We start from the raw sequence: 22,809 nt of genomic DNA on the forward strand, positions 1-22,809 counted from the left end.
AGAATTATGGCTCGAATTGATTGTGTAGTAGACACCCAACCAATGGCAGATGAAATACAATCTGTCTCCCATCAGATAAATGACACTACCACAGCCGTGGTAGCAATGAAAGCTGCTATAGTTTTAGCTGAACAACAAGCAGCTGATATGGTCTGCAGAAATGTAAACAAAGGTTTTTACACCCTTATGCGTTCCCAAATATCTCAAAAAATAGCTAAACTACAAAGCGAAGTCGATTCTCAACTGATGCAACTCAATGCGCAACGCAAACAACTTTTAGCAATTAAAAATCGTATGGAACGCGATTACAATATGCTTTCTGACAGATATTTGAAGCTCTTCAACGGAATAAACCAAAATCTTAAACAACGTATTTTAGAACTTGACCGTCCTGTATTTAATTTTGCAGTTCAGGAAGTAGGAAAAGTATCAAATAGAACTAAATACTTAGCTGCTACAGTACCTATTTCTCAGTTAGAATCGCTCATTACAAGCCAGCAGATTGTAATATCTAATATAAAATATCGTGCAGAAAAAGTGATTGAGTCAATGACTAACTTTTTAGCTAATACTTCTGAGCAAAAAAAATTATCAGAACGTGTATTACTAAAAAATGAAAAAGTTCAAAATACAACATTACTCATACCTGCCTTAGTATGTGAGTCCAATTTCGACAGTTTCGATAATAAAAAACTCGAAGTAATTGTGAGCAAAGAACAACTCAATACCTCTGTACAATCAGCAATGAAAAACACACTAAATCAACACTTAGAACAACTAGTATGGAATGATGCCTGCGAGCCTCACCAAGAAGTAAAAAGTGAATTTAGTAAGATGCTTGCAACTAGCAATACCTCTCAAAGAGTGAAAGATATGGCTAACAAGCTTTTTATAGCGACTCATTTCCAAACCATTAAAAACGAACAGCTATGAGTTATACTAAAACCATTAGAAAAACAGTTAGAATTCCCTATTCAGGAAGTGTATCGTATGGTCCTTCACAAAGTGGAGGTAGTGTGAGTTATAGTGGTACTGTAACTGAGGAAATAGAGGTAAATGTAGAAGTAGATACTGAACCTTTTGAAGAAAGTATCTATAATTGTAACCAATCAATAGGTGGACTTACAGGAGCTGTTGTAGCTACCGAAGCTGCTCAAATAGCTTCAATAAATGCTAATGCTAAAAAAGTAAGTGGCGCTATTGTTAAAGGTTTTTTCAGTACAATCCGTTCAGAAATTACTCAGCAAATTGCAGAACTAAAATCACAAGTTGATGCAACTCTCATACATTTGCGCGGACTTGCTCAACGTTGTGTTGAAAAGCAAAAACAAATGGAACGAGATTACAATAGCATTGCTAAACGCTATTTAAAAACTTTTGAAGACCTGAATAATGAACTTTCTAATCGCATATATGAACTGAATAAACCTGCCTTTGCCTTCAGTAAACAAAGTAATCAGCAGAACAATCGTGCTTATGAAAACGATTTGGTGAGTACTGTAGCTGTTTTTGGCAAAGAGGGAGCTGAATTAGAAGCAAAAATCAGTGCTTCAATAGTCAAAAAAAGAGCTCTTGATACTATTGAAAAAGCTAATACTTTTTTGTTAAAACAAAAACAATTAGAAGAACTTATCAATCGAAATATGCTAAAAGAAAGTAAAAATGCTACAGCATACGCTCCTATTTGTTTTATAGAAATGGAAAATGAACAAAAACAGATAGATAAAAAGTTGTATCAACAAGAGTTTATCTCTCAGATGCCAACAAATGAGCTTATGGATAACTTTTTGAAACAGAATTGGCATAAATTACCTGAAGAAAACATCGTGCAACTCAAAAGGTATTTTAATATTGAAATAGATAATCGTTATTCCAATAGTGATAACCATAACTCACGAGTGAAAGGTCATATCTTAAAAATGCTACAACTCAATGAAATAGAATGTATATAACCCTAAAAATCAACTTATTACAATGAAAGAATTAAAAGAAATTCGTTTTAACGAAAGCAATATACAACTAAAAGATAATTTAGTAAAAGGAAGTATATTACCTGAAAAAGTAGCCGAATTAACTCGTACCATTACAGTACAAGGAGATACCGTGATAGAAGGTCCTGTATACGCCCATAAACTCGAAATACAAAATGGAGACTTAGAAATCCAAGGTGCCGTCTTTACTCAATTGGAACTCTATGTAAATAGTGAAGCTCAAGGAAATGTAGCTTTCCAAAAAAGTGTAGGTTCTGCTAACTCTATCGTTTCAAGAGCTGATAAATTAAAACTTATATTTCATTCCGATATCAATGCTAAAAGTGTAACTCTCTATAATGCTTTTATAGCAGGTAGCATCTATGCCGATGAAATTGTATTAGATAATTGTGTCGTATGTGGAGGAGTATTTGCTACTCAACAAATAGACTTGAAAAACAGTGTGGTTGGCACATTCAACACTCCTTCTATACGTATAGAAGGCTCTGTGTATCTATTACTTCCAAGCGCTTTTTCTATAGAAAAAATGCTTGCTACTGCCAATGCGCAACTATACAACCTCAGTTTAGCTGATTTAGGAGCTCTCTACAAAGGATTACCTCAAACACCTAATTCAGGAAAAATAACAATGGATATTGAAACTGATGAGGTAAAAAGCACTCTTGTAAATAACGAAATACAGAAAACTCTTCGCAGTTATACTGTTGTGGGCAAAGTATTAGCTGTAGATTTGATAGATACCGATAAGTTTGAAAATCATTTCTTACTTACTGCAGCGAGTTTAGGAGCTCAGCTTCTCAAAACTTATGATTTAGGAGTAGATAAAAATGGTAATGCAGCAACTCTTACTCTTAATAAAATCCGCGACTTCTTTTTTGATATTCTCAATGGTAAAATAAGTGTTCAAGATATTGATGGCAAGTTTGATATTTCACAGTTAAATAAGTAGTCTTACTCTTTTTTGTTGTAGTGTTATTTTATTTTTGTATTTTTGCACGCTGAAAAATCACTAAGAATAAAGGTAAGTTGCTTTCACAACTATTTACCTTTTATCTCTTACTTCTTAACTATAAAAATGTACGCACTATTCAAAAAAGAAATCCGTTATTTCTTCACTTCGCCCATTGGTCTTACTATCATTGGGCTCTTTATCGTGCTCAATGGCTTGTTCCTATGGGTCTTTAAAACAGATTACAACATTTTCAATGCTGGTTTCGCCGATATGTTGCCTTTTTTTAGGCTTTCATCTTGGGTTTTCGTCTTTTTAGTACCCGCCATTACGATGAGAAGCATCTCCGAAGAGAAAAAAAGCGGTATGTTAGCCCTTTTGTTCACCAAACCGGTCAGCACTCTGCAAATGGTGCTCGGCAAGTACTTAGGCATCCTCTTCTTGCTCTTTGTAATCCTTTTGCCATCAGTCCTATATGTCTATATGGTATGGGTGTTGGGTAACCCCGTAGGCAACTTAGATATAGCTGGCACTGTGGGGTCTTATATTGCTTTGTTTTTACTGGTCGCCACCTTTGCCTCAGTAGGCTTATGGGCGTCATCTATAAGTAGTAACCAAATCATTTCCTTTGTGTTAGCGGCCTTTCTGTGCTTCTTTTTCTTCTTTGGCATCGACCAGCTTATTGCTTTTATAGCCCCCGAAGATTTTGGTGGGGTAGGCTTCCAAACGCATTTCGACGCTATCAGTAGGGGAGTGCTCGACACCCGAAATATCGTATATTTCCTCTCTGTTATCTCATTTTTCATATATCTCACTACCTTATCACTCAAAGCCTACAAACGATGAAAAAACTCTTTCAAAACTCTATTAGCAAGGTAGTTATAGCCTTAGTATGCCTCCTTGCAGTCAATTATATCGCCAAACAATGGCACACGCGGATAGACCTCACCCAAGACAAACGTTATACGCTCTCTGAGGTGAGCAAGAAAATACTTGCTAAAATACAGAATCCTATCGTGATTGATGTATTGCTCAAAGGCAATATCCCTACCGAATTTAAGAAATTACAGACTGAAACAATTCAGTTATTAGACGAGTATGCAGCTGCCAATAACAACATTATCGTCAATTTTATAAACCCATTAGAAGGGGAGGAGCACCCCGAAAGTGTGATTCAAGAACTGATAAATAATGGCTATCAGCCCTTGCAAATCACCCAAAATGAAGCAGGAAAATCTTCTATTGAGTATATTTTCCCTTGGGCAGTCATTAGCGATGGCAAGAAGAGTGAGCGTGTGCGTCTCTTTGTAAACAAACTTGGCTCTACTGACCAAGAGCAGGTACAGAACTCTGTTCAGAAGTTAGAATACAATTTTACCGATGCGTTATATAAGTTTGCCTTAGATAAAAAGAAGAAAATCGCAATACTTAGAAGTAATGGTGCCCTAGAAGATATCTATATGGCCGACTTCCTCAAAACAGCGCGCGAATACTACTTTATAGCACCTTTCACCCTCGATTCAGTGGCTACCAACCCCGAGAAGACTCTACACGACCTCGAAAAATTCGATTTACTACTCGTGCCTAAGCCTACTGAGCCTTTCACCGATGCCCAAAAGCAGGTCGTAGACCAATATATAATGAATGGCGGTCGTGCTCTATGGCTGATAGATAATGTGGCGGTTTCCTTGGAGGATATGTACAAAACAGGCGGAATGACAATGGCAATGCCCATCAATCTAAATCTTACCGATATGTTTTTCCAATATGGTTTCCGTATCAATTACACCTTGGTAAACGATTTGTACTTTTCTGAAATCATAGTAGCCACAGGCGATGGCTCTCAAACCCGTTATATGCCTATTCCTTGGGTATATAATCCGTTGGTGATTTCAGGTAATAATCACCTTATCAACAATCATTTAGATGCAGTGAGGTTTCAGTTTGCCAATAGCATCGATACGCTGAAAAATGGAGTGAAGAAAACAGTGCTTCTCGCTAGTTCACCTTTTTCAAAAGCAGATGGCACCCCACGCGAAATCAACTTGCGCTTCGACCCCAATAACCAGAATAAAGAAGCCTATAAACACGGAAATATTCCCTTAGCAGTGCTTTTGGAAGGAGAGTTTAACTCAGTTTATAAAGATCGCATTCGCCCCATAAACCTCAAAGAAAAATCCGATAGAAGCAAGCCTACCAAAATGTTGGTAGTCGCCGATGGCGATATTATCAAAAACGATATAGATAGCAAAAATAATATCCCCTTAGAACTCGGTTTTGATAAATGGACAAGCAAATATTATGACAATAAATCCTTCTTGCAGAATGCTTTAAACTATCTTTTAGACGATACTGAGTTTTTGAGTTTACGCAATAAGAAAGTTCAATTAGCTTTCTTAGACAAACAAAAAGTAGCTGAAAGTATCAATAGTTGGCAAATAAAAGTATTTGTGTATCCATTATTGCTTTTGATATTGGTAATGCTATCAGTGTTATATTTTTATAGGAAGAAGAACATAAGAAAAGTATAATGCAAAACTACATTGATATTTTAGCACTAAATCAGGATTTTCAAGAATTTATTTTTGATAAGAAACTGTCAAGAATAACAGAAAATTGTTCTTTACTGACTGATTTCTCAAAGATTTACAAAGAAGAGTTATCGAAAATACCTTTTAGAACTAATCTTTTGGATAGTTTTAATGTAAACGAAAATGCACACAGTCGTTTGCTGATTTCATTGTTAAAATATAAACCTGTATTGCATCACTTTTTGAATTTTCTTACAAAGAAAAAATTAAATTTTGATATATCTTTAATTGATAAACCTATTCTTACAGTAGAAAAATGGCGTATTGATGGACTTGTCCAAGAAGAAGGAAAATATGCTTTCATCATAGAAAACAAGATTCATAATGCTGTTGAACAGAAAGAGCAAATTGGTCGTTACATTGATATATGCAAACAATTAGGGTATAAATTAAACCAGATTTATATTCTATACCTAACACGTTATGCTGGAAATGAACCTACAATACAAACGTGGGGAAATTATAAAGAAAGTGATTTTGCAGGACGTTATGTAAAAATAGCCTATAAAGAAGATATTATTGTTTGGCTTGAAGAATATTTACAAGCAATATCTGAAAGAGAAACTATTGTAAAAAGTGCAGTAATACAATATATAGATTATTTGAAGCACGTTTTTAATAGCAGAGAAATATTTAAAGAGATGGACAACAAGTTACAAGATTTCTTAGTTAAAAAGTTACAACTAACTGATGACAATAATGTTAAAAATATAGAATATTATTACCACAAAAATTAGTGAAATTGATGAGCTTCAAAAACATTTGAAAGCATTAGTTGAAATAACAAGAGAGAAATGTCTTTTTGAATGGAAAAACCGTTTACATTCACAAGAAGAATTTAAAAACTGTAATTTTGTAGTGAATACAGATGATAAATATCCTAATATTTATGTTGTACTTGAATATAAAGGGAAATCTTTTGCTGCTGCAATTGAATATTACCGTTTAAATAATGAGATTTACTTTGGATTAGGGAGACATTTTTCTTCTCAAACTTTAAATGAAGAGATAAAGTACTTTTTCAGCGATTTTCTAAAAGATAGAGAATTTCAATCTAATGATTGGTGGTATGGCTGGAAAGATACTACTTTTCAAGAAGCTTATACAGATTTTTCTTTTTTTCTCAAAGAAGTATTAGATAAATTAGAAACTCAAAATAATTAAATAATTAAATGAAAAGAGTAGTAGTAGGACTTAGTGGGGGAGTAGATAGTAGCGTAGCTGCCTATTTGTTAAAAGAACAAGGCTATGAGGTAATAGGCCTTTTTATGAAAAATTGGCACGATGATTCAGTTACTATTTCCGACGAATGTCCTTGGTTAGAAGATAGTAATGATGCGCTTTTAGTAGCCGAAAAACTCGGCATTCCATTCCAAACAGTGGATATGAGTGAGCCCTACAAAGCCCGTATTGTTGATTATATGTTCAATGAATACGAGCACGGTAGAACACCCAATCCCGATGTGTTATGTAATCGGGAAATCAAGTTTGATGTTTTTATGAAACTTGCCCTTAGTTTAGGTGCCGATTATGTAGCAACAGGACATTATTGTCGCAAAGAAGAAATAGAAATAAACGGTAAAAAAATCTACCGATTGCTATCGGGGAAAGATGAAAATAAAGATCAATCATATTTCCTATGTCAGCTTTCACAAGAGCAACTTAGTAAAGCACTTTTCCCTATCGGGGAATTACAGAAATCAGAAGTAAGAGCCATTGCCAAAGCTCAAGATTTGATAACCGCTGATAAAAAAGATTCTCAGGGACTTTGCTTTGTAGGAAAAGTGCGTTTACCTGAGTTTCTACAACAAAAACTACAACCCAAACAAGGCGATATTATTGAAATCCCCAATGATTGGAAAGGATATGCAGAATTTGATATGCTACGCCTTTTTGAAACTTATGAAGATGAATTAAAATATTTATCACAACGTTTTGTATATCAACCTGAAGACGGTAAAAAAGTAGGTACTCATCAAGGAGCTCATTATTTCACCAAAGGACAGCGCAAAGGCTTAAATGTGGGTGGAACCAAAGAACCTTTGTTCATCATAGAAACTGATATTGAGAAGAATATCATCTATACAGGACAAGGACATACACATCGTGGATTATTCCGCAGTGCTTTGTTTATCGCAACCCCTGATGAACATTGGATTCGTGAAGATTTGGCATTAAAAGTATATGAATCGAAAGAGTTTATGGTACGTATACGCTATCGTCAGCCATTACAGAAAGCAGTTTTATACAAAGTGAAAAATGGTTTATATATTCATTTTTCAGAACCTCAAAGTGCTATTACTGAGGGACAATTTGCGGCTTGGTACAGCGGAGATGAATTGGTGGGTAGCGGTGTGATTTCATAGCAAAAAAACATCTTTACCAAATAAACTATAATGTATATTATGTAAAATAGAGAATTGGAAAAAGGATATGAGAAAGGTACTTATCATCACTTATTATTGGGCACCTGCTGGCGGACCTGGTGTACAACGTTGGTTAAAATTCGTAAAATATTTACGAGATTTTAATATAGAACCTATTGTATATATTCCTGAAAATCCAACTTATCCTATCATCGACAATGAAATAGGAAACGATTTGCCTACCGATATACAAATTATCAAACATCCTATATGGGAACCTTATACTTGGGCTTCATTATTCTCTAAAAAGAAAACCAAAAAAATTAGTTCAGGTATCATTCCACGTAAAAAAGTTTCTATTTTAGATAAAGTATTACTTTGGATACGTGGTAATTGCTTCATTCCTGATGCTCGCAAATTCTGGGTAAAACCTTCTGTAAAGTATTTGAATAAGTTTATAAAAGAAAACCAGATAGAAACTATTATCACCACTTCACCTCCTCACAGCGTACACCTTATAGGCTATGAGTTAAAGAAACAAATTTCTCATCTCAAATGGATTAGCGATTTCCGTGACCCGTGGACAACTATTGGTTATTACAAAGATTTACGCCTTACTAAATGGGCAGATAAACGTCAGCATTATTGGGAAAAAGAAGTGTTACAACAATCAGACTTGGTGATTACAACAAGTTTCAAGACGCAAAAAGACTTTCAGCAACTTACCAATACTCCTATCGAGGTGATTACCAATGGTTATGATGAGGAAAAAACAATCACCCCTCCCCTATCCAATAAATTCCTTATTTCGCATATAGGTTCCTTATTATCAGATAGAAACCCCAAAATGTTGTGGAAAATATTAGCCGAATTAGTACGTGAGGAACCTCATTTTGCCGAAGATTTCACACTTTGTTTTGCAGGCAAAGTAAGTGAAGAAATCGAAGAAGATATTCGCCATAACGGACTTACTCCTTATTATATTAATAAAGGTTATATTAGCCATCAAGAAGCTATTAGTCTGCAAAAGCAATCGCAAGTATTGTTGCTCATCGAGATAGATTCTGAAGAAACACAAGGTATTATTGCGGGTAAATTATTTGAATATATGATTTCAGGACGACCTATTCTCGCCATAGGACCTCATAACTGGGATGTTACTCCTATTCTCACTGAAACACAAACAGGTACCTTTGTAGGATATACCGATGCCTCTCAAATGAAAGCCAAAATACTAGAGTTCTATCATCAATTTCAGCACAGAACACTTAAAACCAGCCCCACAAAAGTAGAACAGTACAGCCGTAAATCCCTTACTCAGCGGTTGGCTAAGTGCATAGAAAGCAATCTTTCAAGTTAAATTTTCTGCTAAAAACTTGTCTTTTCAAAAAAATATACTACTTTTGTCAAAAAAATAAATCAACCGAAGAATATGTTAGTAAAAGTATACGGAAGTGCAGTGTTTGGAGTAGAAGCTACTACCATTACTATAGAAGTAAATATTGTTAAAGGAATTGGCTATCACCTTGTTGGACTACCCGATATTGCTATTAAAGAAAGTAACTTTCGCATTGCTGCTGCCTTACAGAATACAGGGTATAAAATCCCAGGAAAGAAAATCACTATCAATATGGCTCCTGCCGATATGCGTAAAGAAGGTTCAGCCTATGATCTTAGTCTTGCAATAGGCATATTGGCTGCCAACGAACAAATACAAAGTGACGAGATAGAAAAATATATTATTATGGGAGAACTCTCTTTAGATGGAGGACTACAACCTATCAAAGGAGCACTCCCTATTGCTATTCAAGCACGTAAAGAAGGTTTTAAAGGTTTTATTTTGCCTGCACAAAACGCCAAAGAAGCTGCTATTGTAGATAATTTAGAGGTTTATGGTGTTGAAAATATCAAAGAAGTAATTGATTTTTTCAATGGTGAAAGAGAGCTTGTTCGTACAATAGTGGATACTCGTAAAGAATTTTATAAAAATTTAGAATTTCCTGAATTTGATTTTGCTGATGTAAAAGGACAAGAAACTGTAAAACGCTGTATGGAAATAGCTGCGGCAGGAGGTCATAACATCATTCTCATAGGTCCTCCTGGTTCTGGTAAAACAATGTTAGCCAAAAGATTACCTAGTATCCTCCCTCCTATGACACTTCACGAAGCTCTCGAAACTACTAAAATACATAGTGTTGTAGGTCGTATCAAAGATACAGGTTTGATGAGTCATCGTCCTTTCCGTAGTCCACATCACACAATTTCGGATGTAGCCCTTGTAGGGGGTGGTACATACCCTCAACCTGGTGAAATATCCTTAGCGCATAATGGTGTACTTTTCCTTGATGAATTGCCTGAATTTAAACGTGCTGTATTAGAAGTGATGCGTCAACCTTTAGAGGATAGAGAGGTTACTATTTCGCGTGCTAAATTCTCTATCACATACCCTTCTTCATTTATGTTAGTAGCGAGTATGAACCCCAGCCCTAGTGGCTATTTCAATGATCCTGAGGCACCTGTAAACTCTACTCCTGCCGAAATGCAACGTTATATGAGTAAGATTTCAGGTCCCCTATTAGATAGAATAGATATTCATATAGAAGTCAACCCTGTTCCTTTTGAAAAACTTTCTGATGATCGCAAAGGGGAAAGTAGCACCGAAATACGCAAGCGAGTAATTGCCGCGCGCAACATTCAAACAGAGCGTTTTAAAGAATATGAACACATTCATTACAACGCCCAAATGAATACTAAACAAATACAAAAATTCTGTAAAGTAAGTGAGGAATCTTTAAAACTTTTAAAAAATGCAATGATGAAACTCAACCTCTCCGCACGCGCTTATGATCGTATTTTGAAGGTAGCTCGTACTATTGCCGACTTAGAAGGTACTGAAAATGTACAACCTCACCACATAGGTGAAGCCATTCAGTATCGAAGTTTAGATCGTGAAGGATGGTTTGGTAACAGTTAACAATGGATAATTAACATTAATACACTATAACAATGAAAAAAAATCTTATAGCGATAGCTACCATTTTTATTACTTTGGTAGCTTGTAACACAAGCAACAAAATCGATACTGATGAAGCTACTACACTCATCACCGAATATTTAGAGGAAAACCCTCTCTATGAAACCGGCAAATTCAATACTAATAAACAAAAATTAGTAACCAATAAGGATAAAGAACTCATTGAGAGCATTCAGCGATTATCTGATGAGGGATTGATAGCTATCAACAATGAAAAAACACGTAAAAAGTGGTTTTCTAAGGATAGTGTATATGTGATCTCCCCTACCCTAACTGAAGAGGCTCTCCCTTATTTAGTAAAACAAAACAAAAATAGTGCTCAAGTAAAGACCATTATCTACAAACTAAATAATAAAAAAATAACTCTCGAAAAAAGTACTGAAAAAATGGCTACTTGTGTAGTAGTTTTAGATAAGGAAAAAACTCCTTTCTATAGTTTTGGAAAAGACCCCTATCCCAATAGCAACTTTATTACTCAAAAGTTTAAACTAAAATACAACGAGAAATCAGGGTGGAAAATCATAAAAAAATAAACTATGAAAAATTTTAGTATCCTTACTCTCATACAAGCTGTAATGAGCCTCATTTCAGCTATCCTTATCTCTAAAATGTCGTTTATAGGTAAGATAGGGGTAAGTACTTTCTACAGCCAGTATGCAGTGTTTAAAACGTGGTGGAAAACAGCTATTTTGCTATTTATAGTACAATTTATCTTACTGTTATTTCTGCAAACTTTCCGCTCAAGAGTAAGTTCAGGATTTGCTCGTGCTTTAGCAGTTTTACTTGCTGTTATAGGGGCTGTAGGGTTCTATCTCTCCTATGTAGATTTCACCACTACTTCTCATAAGATGATGAAATTCAGTTTTCATTTTGGATTTTATCTCTTTTGGATAGCGTGGCTCATTACTTGTGGTTATTTTCTTTTAGCCAAGGAAGCAAAGCAAACGCTCCCCCCCCAAGAAGAAGTGTTATAGCAAATTGTGAAGTCCAAACAAGCCATCCAAAAGCTGTACCTATAGGAGTTGGAACTCCAAAGAGAAATAATACTTCTGCTATAAAAAATGGGTAAGCACCAAATCCTGCATTAGTAAAAGTCATAGCAAAACTACCTATGACAAAAGCTGTAAGTACGTTTGGTAAACTTATATTAGTAGTCTCTGGTAAGGCGAAGAAAGGAATATAAAACATCAAAAAGTACATTGCCCATATAAATAATGTATGCGCCAAAAAAATCCAACGATGGCGTATTTTCAACACTGAAAATACGCCTTCTTTTATACCGTTTAAAAACGTCTTCACTTTTATAAAAAACTTGCGTTCTGAAGTATATATAAGGTATAAGAAAATCACAAACGATAGCCCTCCTATTAGCAAAATCCACAAGAGTTTTTCAAACGGAATTTTAGAAAGTATAAAGTTGCTTATCACCTCAAATTGCAATACAAAAGCTGTAGCGGTAAACAAAAATAACAAAAGTAAATCAATCACACGTTCAGAGATAATCGTTCCAAATGATTTTTCAAAAGGTACTCCATCATAATTGCTTACTAATAAAGCCCGTGATACTTCACCTGAACGCGGTATGGTTACATTTACTAAATACCCCATAAACACTGCCATTATTCGATGTAATAAAGAAGTTTTATACCCCATTGGTCTAAACATCAATTCCCAACGAACTGCTCGCGATATATCTGCTAAGAATCCTAAAAACACAGCTAAAATTATATAAAAATAATCAGCAACAAGAAATGTTTTTTTTATCTCAGTAAATTGTTCTTCAGTAAATTGCTGATAAGCATACCAACATAAAAACCCTCCCACAAGTAGTGGAAGGGTAATCTTTAACCATTTTTTCATTCCAAAAGATTTGTTTGTTCATTAGGGAAGATTATAGAAGGTTTAAAGGTTTTTGCTTCTTCAAAATCCATTAAAGCATACGAGATGATAATTACTATATCTCCTCTTTGTACCCTACGCGCTGCAGGTCCATTTAGTACAATAGCTCCTGAATTTCGTTTCCCTTTGATGATATAAGTATCAAAACGTTCCCCATTATTCACATTTACTATTGATACTTTCTCACCTTCTATCATTCCTGCAGCCTCTACCAAAGCTTCATCTATGGTAATGCTACCTATGTAATCTAAATCTGCCCCTGTAACTTTCACACGGTGAATTTTAGATTTCAATACTTCTATTTGCATTTTTATTGTATTAAAAAACGCGGCAAAAGTAGGAATAATTTGTCAATTAGCCAATTTGTTAAATTATCATTTTGTTAATTTATTAATTTCAAAATTCTAAACAAACTGATTATGAGTAATATACAAAACTTCTTTATATTATTCTTTTTATTTTATTGCATAACAATTGTATATATCAAAAAAAACATCTACCTTTGCTTCTGTTAAAACTAAAAAAACAAATACAATGAGTGTATTAGTCAACAAAAATTCTAAAATTATTGTACAAGGCTTTACTGGTAGTGAGGGTACTTTTCACGCCGAACAAATGATTGCTTATGGCACTAACATTGTAGGTGGTATAACCCCTAATAAAGGCGGACAAACGCACTTAGGAAAGCCCGTATTCAATACTGTTGCCGATGCCGTAAAAGCTACCGGTGCTGATGTTTCTATCATTTTCGTACCTCCTGCCTTTGCTGCCGATGCTATTATGGAAGCTGCTGATGCTGGTATCAAAGTGATTATCACTATTACTGAAGGCATTCCTGTTGCCGATATGGTAAAAGTAGCTGCCTACATCAAAAATCGTGAGTGCCGTTTGGTAGGTCCTAACTGTCCTGGAGTCATTACTCCTGAGGAAGCAAAAGTAGGTATTATGCCTGGCTTTATCTTCAAAAAGGGAAATGTAGGTATTGTTTCTAAATCGGGAACTCTTACCTATGAGGCAGCCGATCAAATTGTACGTCAAGGTTTAGGTATTACTACTGCTATCGGTATAGGTGGTGACCCTATCATCGGGACTACTACTAAAGAAGCTGTAGAACTACTGATGAACGACCCTGAAACTCATTGTATTGTAATGATAGGTGAGATAGGAGGCCAGTTAGAACCTGAAGCAGCTCGTTGGATCAAAGCTAATGGCAACCAAAAACCTGTAGTGAGCTTTATAGCAGGTGAAACAGCACCTAAAGGGCGTACTATGGGGCACGCTGGAGCTATTGTAGGTGGTGCCGATGATACTGCCGAAGCTAAAAAACGTATCTTGAGAGAATGCGGTATCCACGTAGTCGATTCACCTGCTAAAATAGGTGAAAAAGTAGCTGAAATACTCAAAAAATAGAAATACTCAAACTGTTTAATAACTGTCTAAAAAGGTTTCCTATATACACTTTTTAGACAGTTTTTTTGTGCTATTTTTGATTAACTCATTCAATATTTGTACTTTTGCGCCCCGAAAAGTAAAACATTACATTACAATGAAAAAACTAATATCTATTGTTTTGATTTCTACAATTATATCTTTCTTCAACAACCTTTTTGGTCAAAAAAAACTACTTGATACTGATGTATTCCGAAAAAACCCTTCTGAGGTAACTTCTTTTGAAGAAGCTCAAAAAGAAGCTGAAAAAATATTGCAATACCTCATACAAGAAGAATTAATTCCTGGAGCCTCTATCACAGTTACCAAACAAGGAAAAACAATATGGCAAAGCGGATATGGATATGCTGACCTTTCTAAAAAGACACCTATTGACCCTAAAACTACAATTTTTAGGGTGGCAAGTATGTCTAAAGCTATTACTGGGGTTGTTTTAGCTCGTTTGCAAGAACAGAAAAAATTCGATTGGAATATGTCTCTCTACGAATATATACCCGATTTCCCTGAAAAACCTTTTGATTTTACTGTGAAACAATTAGCAGGACACTTAGCAGGAATTCGCTCCTACAAAGCTAATGAATATACACTCAACAAGCCTTATACTATAGCACAAGGAGTTGATTTGTTTAAGGATGATATCTTACAATCTGCCCCTGGCACAAAGTTCTTGTATAGCAGTTATGGCATCAACCTTATTTCATTAGCTATTGAAAAATGTCTCAACAAAAAGTTTGAAGATGTAGCCAAAGAAGAAGTTTTTAAACCTCTAAATATGTGGCGTACTTTCCCCGATAGAGGTAAAATTATTCAAGATGAAGCTATTCCTTACACGCGTAGTAAAAAAGGATTGGATAAAGCTACCGATGTGAATAACTATTTCAAGCTTGCGGGCGGTGGTTTTCTTTCTACATCCAATGATATAGCAAAAATGGGTACAGCTATAGAACGCCATAACTTTCTTTCTCAACCTATCGAAAACGAAATGCTTAAAAAACAATGTACCATAGACGATACTGAAATAAGTTATGGTATTGGCTGGCAAGTCCAACGCGATTGGAACGGACGTGATTATTTTGGTCATACAGGTATGGGGGTAGGAGGATTTGGCTGGTTATCAGTATATCCTAATGAAGAAGTTGTAATAGTAATGCTCTTCAATGTAACCGACCCACAAATTAGTATCTATTTGCAGCGTCTCACCGATTTTATTTTAGAAGGAGCTGAACATATCCCTTCTATTTATGAATAAGCATTTTACTTTTTTATTCTGTGATTTTTCTTACCTTTTCCCTAAAAAATATTTCACAATGAAACAACTATTTTTCACATTTATTTTTTTGCTTTGCTCTTATGTGGTAAAAGCTCAAGAGAACGTACAAGTTTACAATCAAGTTATCAAGACTTTAGAAATACCTAAAGATAAGATAGATAAAGACTTGTATACCGAAAAGGTTTTGCCTTATGACACAGATAAAAAAGTTATGGTATTTCTTATAAAAAAAGGAGATGAAAACAAGGCTACATTTGACCTTTATGTAGTGTTGTATAACCTTTTAGATCAGCGAATAGTTCAATCGTACAAAGGAATTGATGAATATCATTCAGATGCTATTGCGTTAGAAAACATTAGCATTGATACTGCTAAGTTTATTCTCACTGAGGGGGCACGGGCTTTTGGCATTCGGTCTTTCTATAAAAATGGTAGCAAAGTAAATCCTTATTCTGAAGAAACATTTAGTTTATTTTTACCTCAAGGAAACTCTATTAAAAAGGTATTAAACCAATATACACTAAGTACTTCCAGTGGGGAATGGAGTTATGATGACTGTGAAAGAATTTGGTCAGATGAAAACCAATCTATGTTTATGATGGATAGCGAAAAGACTAATGGCTATTTCAATATCAAAAATAAACAGACTTTTATTGGAAAGGGAACTGATAAAGATTGTAATGAAGGAATTATGCAGAAAAACACTAAAACCGTATTTTTGAGATACAATGGTAAGGAATATAAAGAGGAATAAACTTTCGTTATTTAGGTATTAAAATAAAAATATTATTTTCGCTTGTTTTCTTAAATTATATTATTACCTTTGCAACTTATAACATTTAACACTAAAAAGTAAATAAAAAATGAATAAATCTGTTTATGTCATTGCTGCAAATACCCATAGTGGTAAGTCAGTAGTGAGTTTGGGAGTCTTGCAAATGATTATGTGCAACACTGCCAAGGTAGGTTATTTTAGACCTATTGTAGAAAGTAAATCTAAAAAAGATACTTTCATCGAAACTGTTTTAGAACATTTTAAACTCGATATGAGTTATGATGAAGCCTATGCCTACACACGTCAAGAGGTTATCGCTCTTAAAAACGAAGGTAATATAGGCGAAGTGTATGATACTATCATCAAAAAATACAAAGCCTTAGAAAGTAAGTTTGACTTTGTATTAGTCGATAGTTCAAGTGCCGTAGACGATAGCTATTTCGATGCAAACTTCAACGCTTCAGTAGCTCAAAGTCTAAACATTCCTGCATTGGTAGTACTTAAAGACAATTTTGCTTCAGAAGATGAACTCGCTAACCAAGTACAAGCTACCCTAAACAATTTTATAGAAAAAGATGTTCGCGTACTCAGCGTGTTTGTAAACAAAGCTACTAATGCTACTGCTGCTACTATCAACTGTTTAGAACAGCGCTTCAGCGATACTACTTTTACCGTTATTCCGCGCAAAGAAGAACTCTCTCGCCCTACCATTCGCGAGATTGCTAACGCTCTCAATGCCGAATTCCTTTATAAAGGTGATAATATTGATGTTACTACCAAACGAACTATCGTAGGAGCTATGCAATTATCTAACTATTTAGCCAAGCTAAACGAAGATACTTTAGCAGTACTCCCCATCGACCGTATCGACCTCATAGCTGGATCTTTAGTAGCTAACTATTCTAACTTCTCTAATATTAAAGGAGTAGTACTCTATGGTGATTTAACACTCAATGCTTCTATGAGTAAGATTTTCGATGGTATCCAAAAGAATATCCCTATAATGGTAGCTAAAACCGATACTTTCGAAACTGCTAATATCATCGGTAATACCCAAGCACATATCTACCCTGAAAATACTGAAAAAGTAAAAATGTTACTTCAGTTATTTGATGAAAATGTAGATGCTGAAAAACTCAACAATAGTATTGCTTCTTTCAAATCAGAAACTATTACCCCTCGTATGTTCCAATACAATATGGTACAAAAAGCTCGTGCAGGACAAAAACATATTGTATTACCAGAGGGTACTGACGATCGTATTCTTACTGCAGCCTCACAATTGGCTGAAGACGAACTCGTTTACCTCACTATCTTAGGAGAACCCGAAGCTATTAAAACACGCGCTAAGAACATTTTGGGCTTGAAATGGAATGAGGATCGTATCAACATCATCAATCCTGCTGAGAGTGAAAAATACGAAGCGTATGCTGAAAAACTATACGAGTTGCGCAAAAGCAAAGGATTGGAGCTTTCGCAAGCTAAAGATTTAATGCTCGATGCTTCTTATTTTGGTACAATGATGGTATTCCTCGGTGATGCCGATGGTATGGTATCAGGAGCTGTAAATACAACCGCTCACACTATCCGTCCATCTTTACAATTCGTAAAAACTAAACCAGGAGTAAACACAGTGTCATCAGTATTCTTTATGTTGTTGCACGACCGCGTATTGGTATATGGAGACTGTGCTGTAGTGCCAAACCCTACTGCTGAACAGTTGGCTGACATAGCTATCAGCTCTGCCGACTCTGCTATTGCCTTTGGTATTGAACCTAAAGTAGCTCTCCTCTCCTACTCTTCTGGTAACTCAGGTAGTGGTGCCGATGTTGATAAAGTGCGTGAAGCAACTGCACTTGTAAAAGAACGTCGTCCTGAACTACTCGTAGAAGGACCTATACAATATGACGCTGCGGTAGACCCTAAAGTAGGTAAACAAAAGATGCCAAATTCACCTGTGGCAGGACAAGCTAATGTACTTATCTTCCCTGATCTTAACACCGGTAATAACACCTATAAAGCAGTACAACGCGAAACAGGTGGTCTGGCTATAGGACCTATGTTACAAGGATTGAAAAAACCTGTAAACGACCTCAGTCGTGGCGCTCTTATTCCTGATATCTACAACACTGTACTTATCACAGCAATACAATCAGAATTTTAGCCTCACCTACCTCCTCTCCAAAGGAGGGGAAAACTTACAACTAATAACAAAAGACTAAAATGGAAATATTAATCATTAATTCAGGGAGTTCATCTCTCAAATATCAGCTTATTGACTCTAAAACAGGAGAATCAAAAGCAAAAGGAATTGTAGACCGCATCAATATCGACGGTAGCTATGTGAAATATGTAGCTGTGAAGAACGGCGAGGAAGTAGAAGTGAAGAAAGAGCAACCTATCCCTACTCACGAAGTGGGTATGAATTTAGTAGCAGAACTTCTTACAGACCCCAAAGTAGGTGTTATCCACAACCCCAGTGATATCAAAGGGGTAGGGCATCGTGTAGTACACGGAGGTGAGAAATTCGTTCAACCTACTGTAATTACCGATGAAGTAGTAGCCGAAATCAAACGCCTCATTCCGCTATCACCTTTGCACAACCCAGGACATTTAGAAGGGATACGTGTAGCACAAAAACTTTTTGACAAAGCTACTCACGTAGCCGTATTTGATACTGCTTTCCATCAAACAATGCCCGCCAAAGCCTTCCGCTATGCCATTCCTAATGAATACTATGAAAAATACGGATTGCGCGCTTATGGATTCCACGGCACCAGTCATAAATATGTAGATGCTCAAGCTCGTAAACACCTCAACAACCCACATATCAAAAATATTACCATTCACTTGGGTAATGGGGCGAGTATGGCTGCTGTAAATGAGGAAGGTAAATGTGTAGATACTTCTATGGGACTTACCCCTCTAGATGGACTCATTATGGGAACACGCACCGGACAGATTGATGCTTCAGTTGCTTTCTTCTTGGGGCAAGAATTGGGTATGAGCTATGAGGAAGTGAAAACACTCTTTAACAAGAAGAGTGGTATGCTTGGACTTACAGGACACTCTGATGCTCGTGATGTAGCAGCTCTATATCGTTCAGGTGATGCCAATGCAGCCCTTTGCTATGAGATGTATGGCTACCGCATTCAGAAGTTTATAGGTGCTTATTCAGCAGCTCTAAATGGCTTAGATAGTATTGTGTTTACTGCTGGTTTAGGGGAAAATGATGCCCTTACCCGTTCATTTGCTTGTAAGAATATGGAATTCTTTGGAATAAAACTTGATGAGAAGAAAAACGAAGAGCTCAACCATCCTACTAAACCTGTAGAGATTCAAGCCGCTGATAGCCGCGTGAAGATACTTATCATCCCTACTAATGAAGAATTGCAAATAGTAAATGAGATAGTAGATTTAGTAAAATAGCAAATCATTAGACTATACTTTGCCAAAGATACAAACTTGATAATTTGTATCTTTGGCTTTTTTATAAATAGTTCCTTTTTTAAGGAGCTTTAGTAACTCTATCAATTACGTTTTCGTTAGAGAGTATAATCAAAAGGTCATCCTTATTGAGTTTAACATTGGGGTCAGGAGTAACATTCATTTTGCCATTAGAGTGTTTTACTGCCAAAATATTTATCTCATATTTGTGCCTTAAATTAAGTTCCATCAACGATTTTCCTACATAACTTTTGGGTACTTTTACTTCATAGATAAAATAATCTTCAGCAAATTTAAAATATTCTATAATAGTAGGTCGCAAAACGGAATAAGCTACTTTTTCTCCCATCAATTCTTCAGGAAATACTACTTGTGTAGCACCAATTTTATACAATACCTTTTCTTGGGTGTGATTCACAGCTTTACAAATCACATTTTTTACCCCCATTTCTCTCAACTGCAAGGTAATAAGTATACTTGCCTGAATATTATCTCCTACGCTCACAAAAGCAGTATCAAAATCATCGCGCACTACTTTTTTAAGAGCTATTTCATCTGTAGCATCTAGAATGATTGCTTCCTCTATAATTCCCTCATTGAGAGCCTGCTTGATTACGCCTTCACGCGAATCTATTGCCAATACTGTAGCTTTGTTTTTATAGAGCGTTTTAGCTACTGATTTGCCAAACTCTCCTAATCCAATGACTAAAAAATTCTTCATAATCTATCCTATTAAAATATTTTCTTTGGGATATTTGTAATTTCCTTCTGCTCGTGGTCTTGAAAGGGCTAACATTATAGTAAGAGGTCCTACCCTACCAAGAAACATCGTAAAAATCAATATTAATTTAGAAAAAGTACACAACTCTGGAGTTATTCCAGTTGAAAGTCCACAAGTACTAAATGCCGAAATAAGCTCAAAAGCTATTTTAGTAAATTCTATGTTAGGTTCTAAAGCTGTAAGTATAATAATTGTTGTTAGTACGTACATCATTGCTATAAAAACAAGAGCTGAAGCTTTGTTAAAAAGTTTCCAAGAAATACGCCTTTTAGAAAATTCAATATAATTCTTGTTAAACAACGCTGTTTTTATACCTAAAAACAAGATACCAATAGTAGTAGTTTTCACCCCAGAGCCTGTGGAATTAGGCGAGGCTCCTATAAACATAAAAGTTACGCAAAAAAGAATAGTAGCACTACTCAAATGTTCTAACGGAATAGTATCAAAACCTGCTGTACGCAAACTCACCGAATGAAAAAAACTAATAAGTAAACGATTGAAAGTACTCTTACCATATAAAGTGTAATAATTGCTATATTCCAAAGTAAAAAACAAAAAAGTCCCCGCTACAAGCAAAATAATTGTAGTAATAATCGAAAACTGTGAGTTGATATCCAACCTCCGACGTTTTTTGCGCAAATATTCATACGATTGAATAATAGTAGTAAAACCTAAACCTCCAAAAATAATAAGAAAAGCAATCACTCCATTTACAAAAATATTATAAGTATAGCCCTCAAAACTATTAGGAAACAATGAAATACCAGCATTACAAAATGCCGAAACCGAGTGAAATACTGCCATAAACAATGCCTGTCCAAAGGAATAGTCTTGAATAAATGAACAAAATAAAAACACTGCTCCTACTGCCTCAAAAAGTAAAGTAATAAGCACTACACGCTTAGTAATAGCATAAATATCGTAGGTCTTGTTGTGATTAAGTCCTTCGGCAACCAAGCGTTTAGTATAAAAACCAATACGTTTGGCAATAAGTAATACCAAAACAGAAGAAATAGTAAGTACTCCCAATCCTCCAAACTGAATGAGAATTAACAAAATAAGTTTCCCCCAGACAGTAAATGTAGCCCCTATATTTATTATCGATAGTCCTGTAACAGTTACTGCTGAAGTAGCTGTAAAAAAAGCCTCTAAAAAGGATAAGTCTTTTTCGGGTATATGTGCAAAAGGCATCATCAGCAATAAGGCTCCTAATACTATCAAAGCAAAGAAGGAAAGCATTATTAGCGTATAAGGGGATATTCTTTTTAACATCTGTTACAATTATTAACGTAGCGTTTCTGTATTTTCAGCGGACAAAAGTACAAAAAATTATCTTATCTAAAAGAAACTATCTTTCTCATACCATCTCATCATAAGGAATACAAATATCAAACCCCTTAGATAAAAAATAATTTGGGGTGTCCTCAGTTTTAGAAATAGCTAATACAAAATCACCCCCCCAAGCTCCTAAACTCTTTACTGTACCTTTATAATCAGGGAAAAGACGTTCTTTTACTGTAGGAATCCCCAGATACTCACTAATGAGCATTTCGTGTTCATTGAGTATAGCACAAAAATCGGTTATGGTATATACTAATAAAAGGCGTTCTGTAAGGCGTGTAATGCTTTCAGCAAGTTTGCGTTTGCTTTTATTTACTGAGCGATAGCGTGCAATACCTTCTCGGCTATTTTGTTTTTGGTTGAGATAAACAAAGTAAATTTGATGGGTATGAGGGAAAAGAAAACGCAAGGGGTAACTATGCGGTTTGTCCTCTTGAAGACGATATAATAGGGGTGTTTGGCTCTTAGCACAAGCAATATCATAACCACTACCACCAAAACTCTTAAAAAGAAGTTCATACGGGTTTACCGCTGCCCATTGGGCTATATTATTGATAAGTGTAGAAGATGTTCCTAACCCCCAGAAACGAGGAAATTCTAAATGCGTCTGCACTTGTGAATGTATCCATTTGTCTTTAAAATCAGGATTGAGTTCTGCAGCTGTAGTGAGTATTTTTTGTAGAGTTTGAGCCACTTTCTGGTCATCATCTGTTGTAAGCACAGCACTATCAAACCACAAATTACCATTGCTATCAAAGGCTTGCCAGCGTCCTTGCTCATTATTTTCAGTCACTTCTAATGTTTGTCCTTTTCGGGTAGGAAGAGCAAAAGCAAGTGCCCCATCAAGCACTGCGTATTCACCTGTGATAAGCAATTTACCATTGCTATGAAAAGAATAAGTTTGTGTTACTCTCAT

At 35.5% G+C, this 22,809-nt stretch carries 22 protein-coding genes; 17 read left to right on the forward strand and 5 right to left on the reverse strand.

Annotated elements, in window-relative coordinates:
* Positions 1–6 precede the first annotated feature (6 nt).
* The 12 genes from DR017_RS00545 (at position 7) to DR017_RS00600 (ending at position 11,905) form a co-directional block, all read left to right on the forward strand.
* A complete protein-coding gene (locus DR017_RS00545) occupies positions 7–933 on the forward strand; it encodes a hypothetical protein (RefSeq protein WP_002679191.1) in 927 nt (308 codons plus the stop codon).
* Positions 930–1,952, forward strand: coding sequence for a hypothetical protein (locus DR017_RS00550; protein ID WP_002679003.1), 1,023 nt, complete (start codon positions 930–932; stop codon positions 1,950–1,952). Before DR017_RS00545 ends, DR017_RS00550 begins: the two co-directional genes overlap by 4 nt.
* A 22-nt stretch (positions 1,953–1,974) precedes the next feature.
* Entirely contained in the window at positions 1,975–2,940 is a 966-nt protein-coding gene (locus DR017_RS00555; RefSeq protein WP_002679030.1) for a hypothetical protein, read from the forward strand.
* A 126-nt stretch (positions 2,941–3,066) separates the two neighbouring features.
* Positions 3,067–3,786 (forward strand): gliding motility-associated ABC transporter permease subunit GldF, encoded by a 720-nt coding sequence (gldF, locus tag DR017_RS00560; protein WP_002679149.1) that lies wholly within the window; start codon positions 3,067–3,069, stop codon positions 3,784–3,786.
* Positions 3,783–5,471, forward strand: coding sequence for a gliding motility-associated ABC transporter substrate-binding protein GldG (gldG, locus tag DR017_RS00565; RefSeq protein ID WP_002678990.1), 1,689 nt, complete (start codon positions 3,783–3,785; stop codon positions 5,469–5,471). Before gldF ends, gldG begins: the two co-directional genes overlap by 4 nt.
* Positions 5,471–6,268 (forward strand): PD-(D/E)XK nuclease family protein, encoded by a 798-nt coding sequence (locus DR017_RS00570; RefSeq protein WP_002679123.1) that lies wholly within the window; start codon positions 5,471–5,473, stop codon positions 6,266–6,268. The genes gldG and DR017_RS00570 overlap by 1 nt, the downstream gene beginning before the upstream one ends.
* A 25-nt stretch (positions 6,269–6,293) precedes the next feature.
* Positions 6,294–6,695, forward strand: a complete 402-nt coding sequence (locus DR017_RS00575) for a hypothetical protein (RefSeq protein ID WP_002679018.1) — start codon at positions 6,294–6,296, stop codon at positions 6,693–6,695.
* A gap of 8 nt (positions 6,696–6,703) precedes the next feature.
* On the forward strand, positions 6,704–7,897 hold the full coding sequence (mnmA, locus tag DR017_RS00580) for a tRNA 2-thiouridine(34) synthase MnmA (RefSeq protein WP_002679187.1): 1,194 nt from the start codon (positions 6,704–6,706) through the stop codon (positions 7,895–7,897).
* A gap of 67 nt (positions 7,898–7,964) precedes the next feature.
* Positions 7,965–9,257, forward strand: a complete 1,293-nt coding sequence (locus DR017_RS00585; protein WP_002679044.1) for a glycosyltransferase — start codon at positions 7,965–7,967, stop codon at positions 9,255–9,257.
* 72 nt (positions 9,258–9,329) lie between these two features.
* Positions 9,330–10,871, forward strand: coding sequence for a YifB family Mg chelatase-like AAA ATPase (locus DR017_RS00590; protein WP_002679041.1), 1,542 nt, complete (start codon positions 9,330–9,332; stop codon positions 10,869–10,871).
* A 32-nt stretch (positions 10,872–10,903) separates the two neighbouring features.
* The gene (locus tag DR017_RS00595; protein ID WP_002679066.1) at positions 10,904–11,464 is read left to right on the forward strand and encodes a hypothetical protein; all 561 of its coding nucleotides are present in this window, start codon (positions 10,904–10,906) and stop codon (positions 11,462–11,464) included.
* Between the two features lie 3 nt (positions 11,465–11,467).
* Complete coding sequence (locus tag DR017_RS00600) at positions 11,468–11,905, forward strand: hypothetical protein (protein WP_081450862.1); 438 nt, start codon at positions 11,468–11,470, stop codon at positions 11,903–11,905.
* Here the strand turns inward: DR017_RS00600 and DR017_RS00605 are convergent.
* Together DR017_RS00605 and panD are read right to left on the reverse strand one after the other, a co-directional pair.
* On the reverse strand, positions 11,835–12,791 hold the full coding sequence (locus DR017_RS00605; RefSeq protein WP_002678968.1) for a lysylphosphatidylglycerol synthase transmembrane domain-containing protein: 957 nt from the start codon (positions 12,789–12,791) through the stop codon (positions 11,835–11,837). The two genes, DR017_RS00600 and DR017_RS00605, sit on opposite strands and share 71 nt — an antisense overlap.
* Positions 12,788–13,138: an aspartate 1-decarboxylase gene (gene panD / locus DR017_RS00610; protein ID WP_002679059.1), complete on the reverse strand. Its 351-nt coding sequence runs from the start codon at positions 13,136–13,138 to the stop codon at positions 12,788–12,790. Before panD ends, DR017_RS00605 begins: the two co-directional genes overlap by 4 nt.
* A gap of 226 nt (positions 13,139–13,364) precedes the next feature.
* Between panD and sucD the strand changes: the two genes are divergently transcribed.
* The 5 genes from sucD (at position 13,365) to DR017_RS00635 (ending at position 19,753) form a co-directional block, all read left to right on the forward strand.
* Positions 13,365–14,240, forward strand: coding sequence for a succinate--CoA ligase subunit alpha (gene sucD / locus DR017_RS00615; protein ID WP_002679130.1), 876 nt, complete (start codon positions 13,365–13,367; stop codon positions 14,238–14,240).
* 136 nt (positions 14,241–14,376) lie between these two features.
* On the forward strand, positions 14,377–15,528 hold the full coding sequence (locus DR017_RS00620; RefSeq protein WP_002678942.1) for a serine hydrolase domain-containing protein: 1,152 nt from the start codon (positions 14,377–14,379) through the stop codon (positions 15,526–15,528).
* 58 nt (positions 15,529–15,586) lie between these two features.
* Positions 15,587–16,303 (forward strand): PA3715 family protein, encoded by a 717-nt coding sequence (locus DR017_RS00625; RefSeq protein ID WP_002679057.1) that lies wholly within the window; start codon positions 15,587–15,589, stop codon positions 16,301–16,303.
* Positions 16,304–16,412: 109 nt separating this feature from the next.
* A complete protein-coding gene (gene pta, locus DR017_RS00630) occupies positions 16,413–18,488 on the forward strand; it encodes a phosphate acetyltransferase (RefSeq protein ID WP_002679033.1) in 2,076 nt (691 codons plus the stop codon).
* A 59-nt stretch (positions 18,489–18,547) separates the two neighbouring features.
* On the forward strand, positions 18,548–19,753 hold the full coding sequence (locus DR017_RS00635) for an acetate/propionate family kinase (protein ID WP_002679127.1): 1,206 nt from the start codon (positions 18,548–18,550) through the stop codon (positions 19,751–19,753).
* A 79-nt stretch (positions 19,754–19,832) separates the two neighbouring features.
* On the opposite strand, the gene DR017_RS00640 is transcribed toward DR017_RS00635, so the two are convergent.
* From DR017_RS00640 to DR017_RS00650, 3 genes are all read right to left on the reverse strand, one after another.
* Positions 19,833–20,492: a potassium channel family protein gene (locus tag DR017_RS00640; protein ID WP_002678988.1), complete on the reverse strand. Its 660-nt coding sequence runs from the start codon at positions 20,490–20,492 to the stop codon at positions 19,833–19,835.
* 3 nt (positions 20,493–20,495) lie between these two features.
* Positions 20,496–21,824 carry a TrkH family potassium uptake protein gene (locus DR017_RS00645; protein ID WP_002679137.1) on the reverse strand — a complete coding sequence of 443 codons (1,329 nt, stop codon included), beginning with the start codon at positions 21,822–21,824 and terminating at the stop codon, positions 20,496–20,498.
* An 85-nt stretch (positions 21,825–21,909) separates the two neighbouring features.
* Positions 21,910–22,809, reverse strand: coding sequence for a GYDIA family GHMP kinase (locus DR017_RS00650; protein WP_002679032.1), 900 nt, complete (start codon positions 22,807–22,809; stop codon positions 21,910–21,912).

It is taken from the genome of Capnocytophaga sputigena (genome assembly GCF_900446695.1).
In the GTDB taxonomy this organism is placed as follows: domain Bacteria; phylum Bacteroidota; class Bacteroidia; order Flavobacteriales; family Flavobacteriaceae; genus Capnocytophaga; species Capnocytophaga sputigena.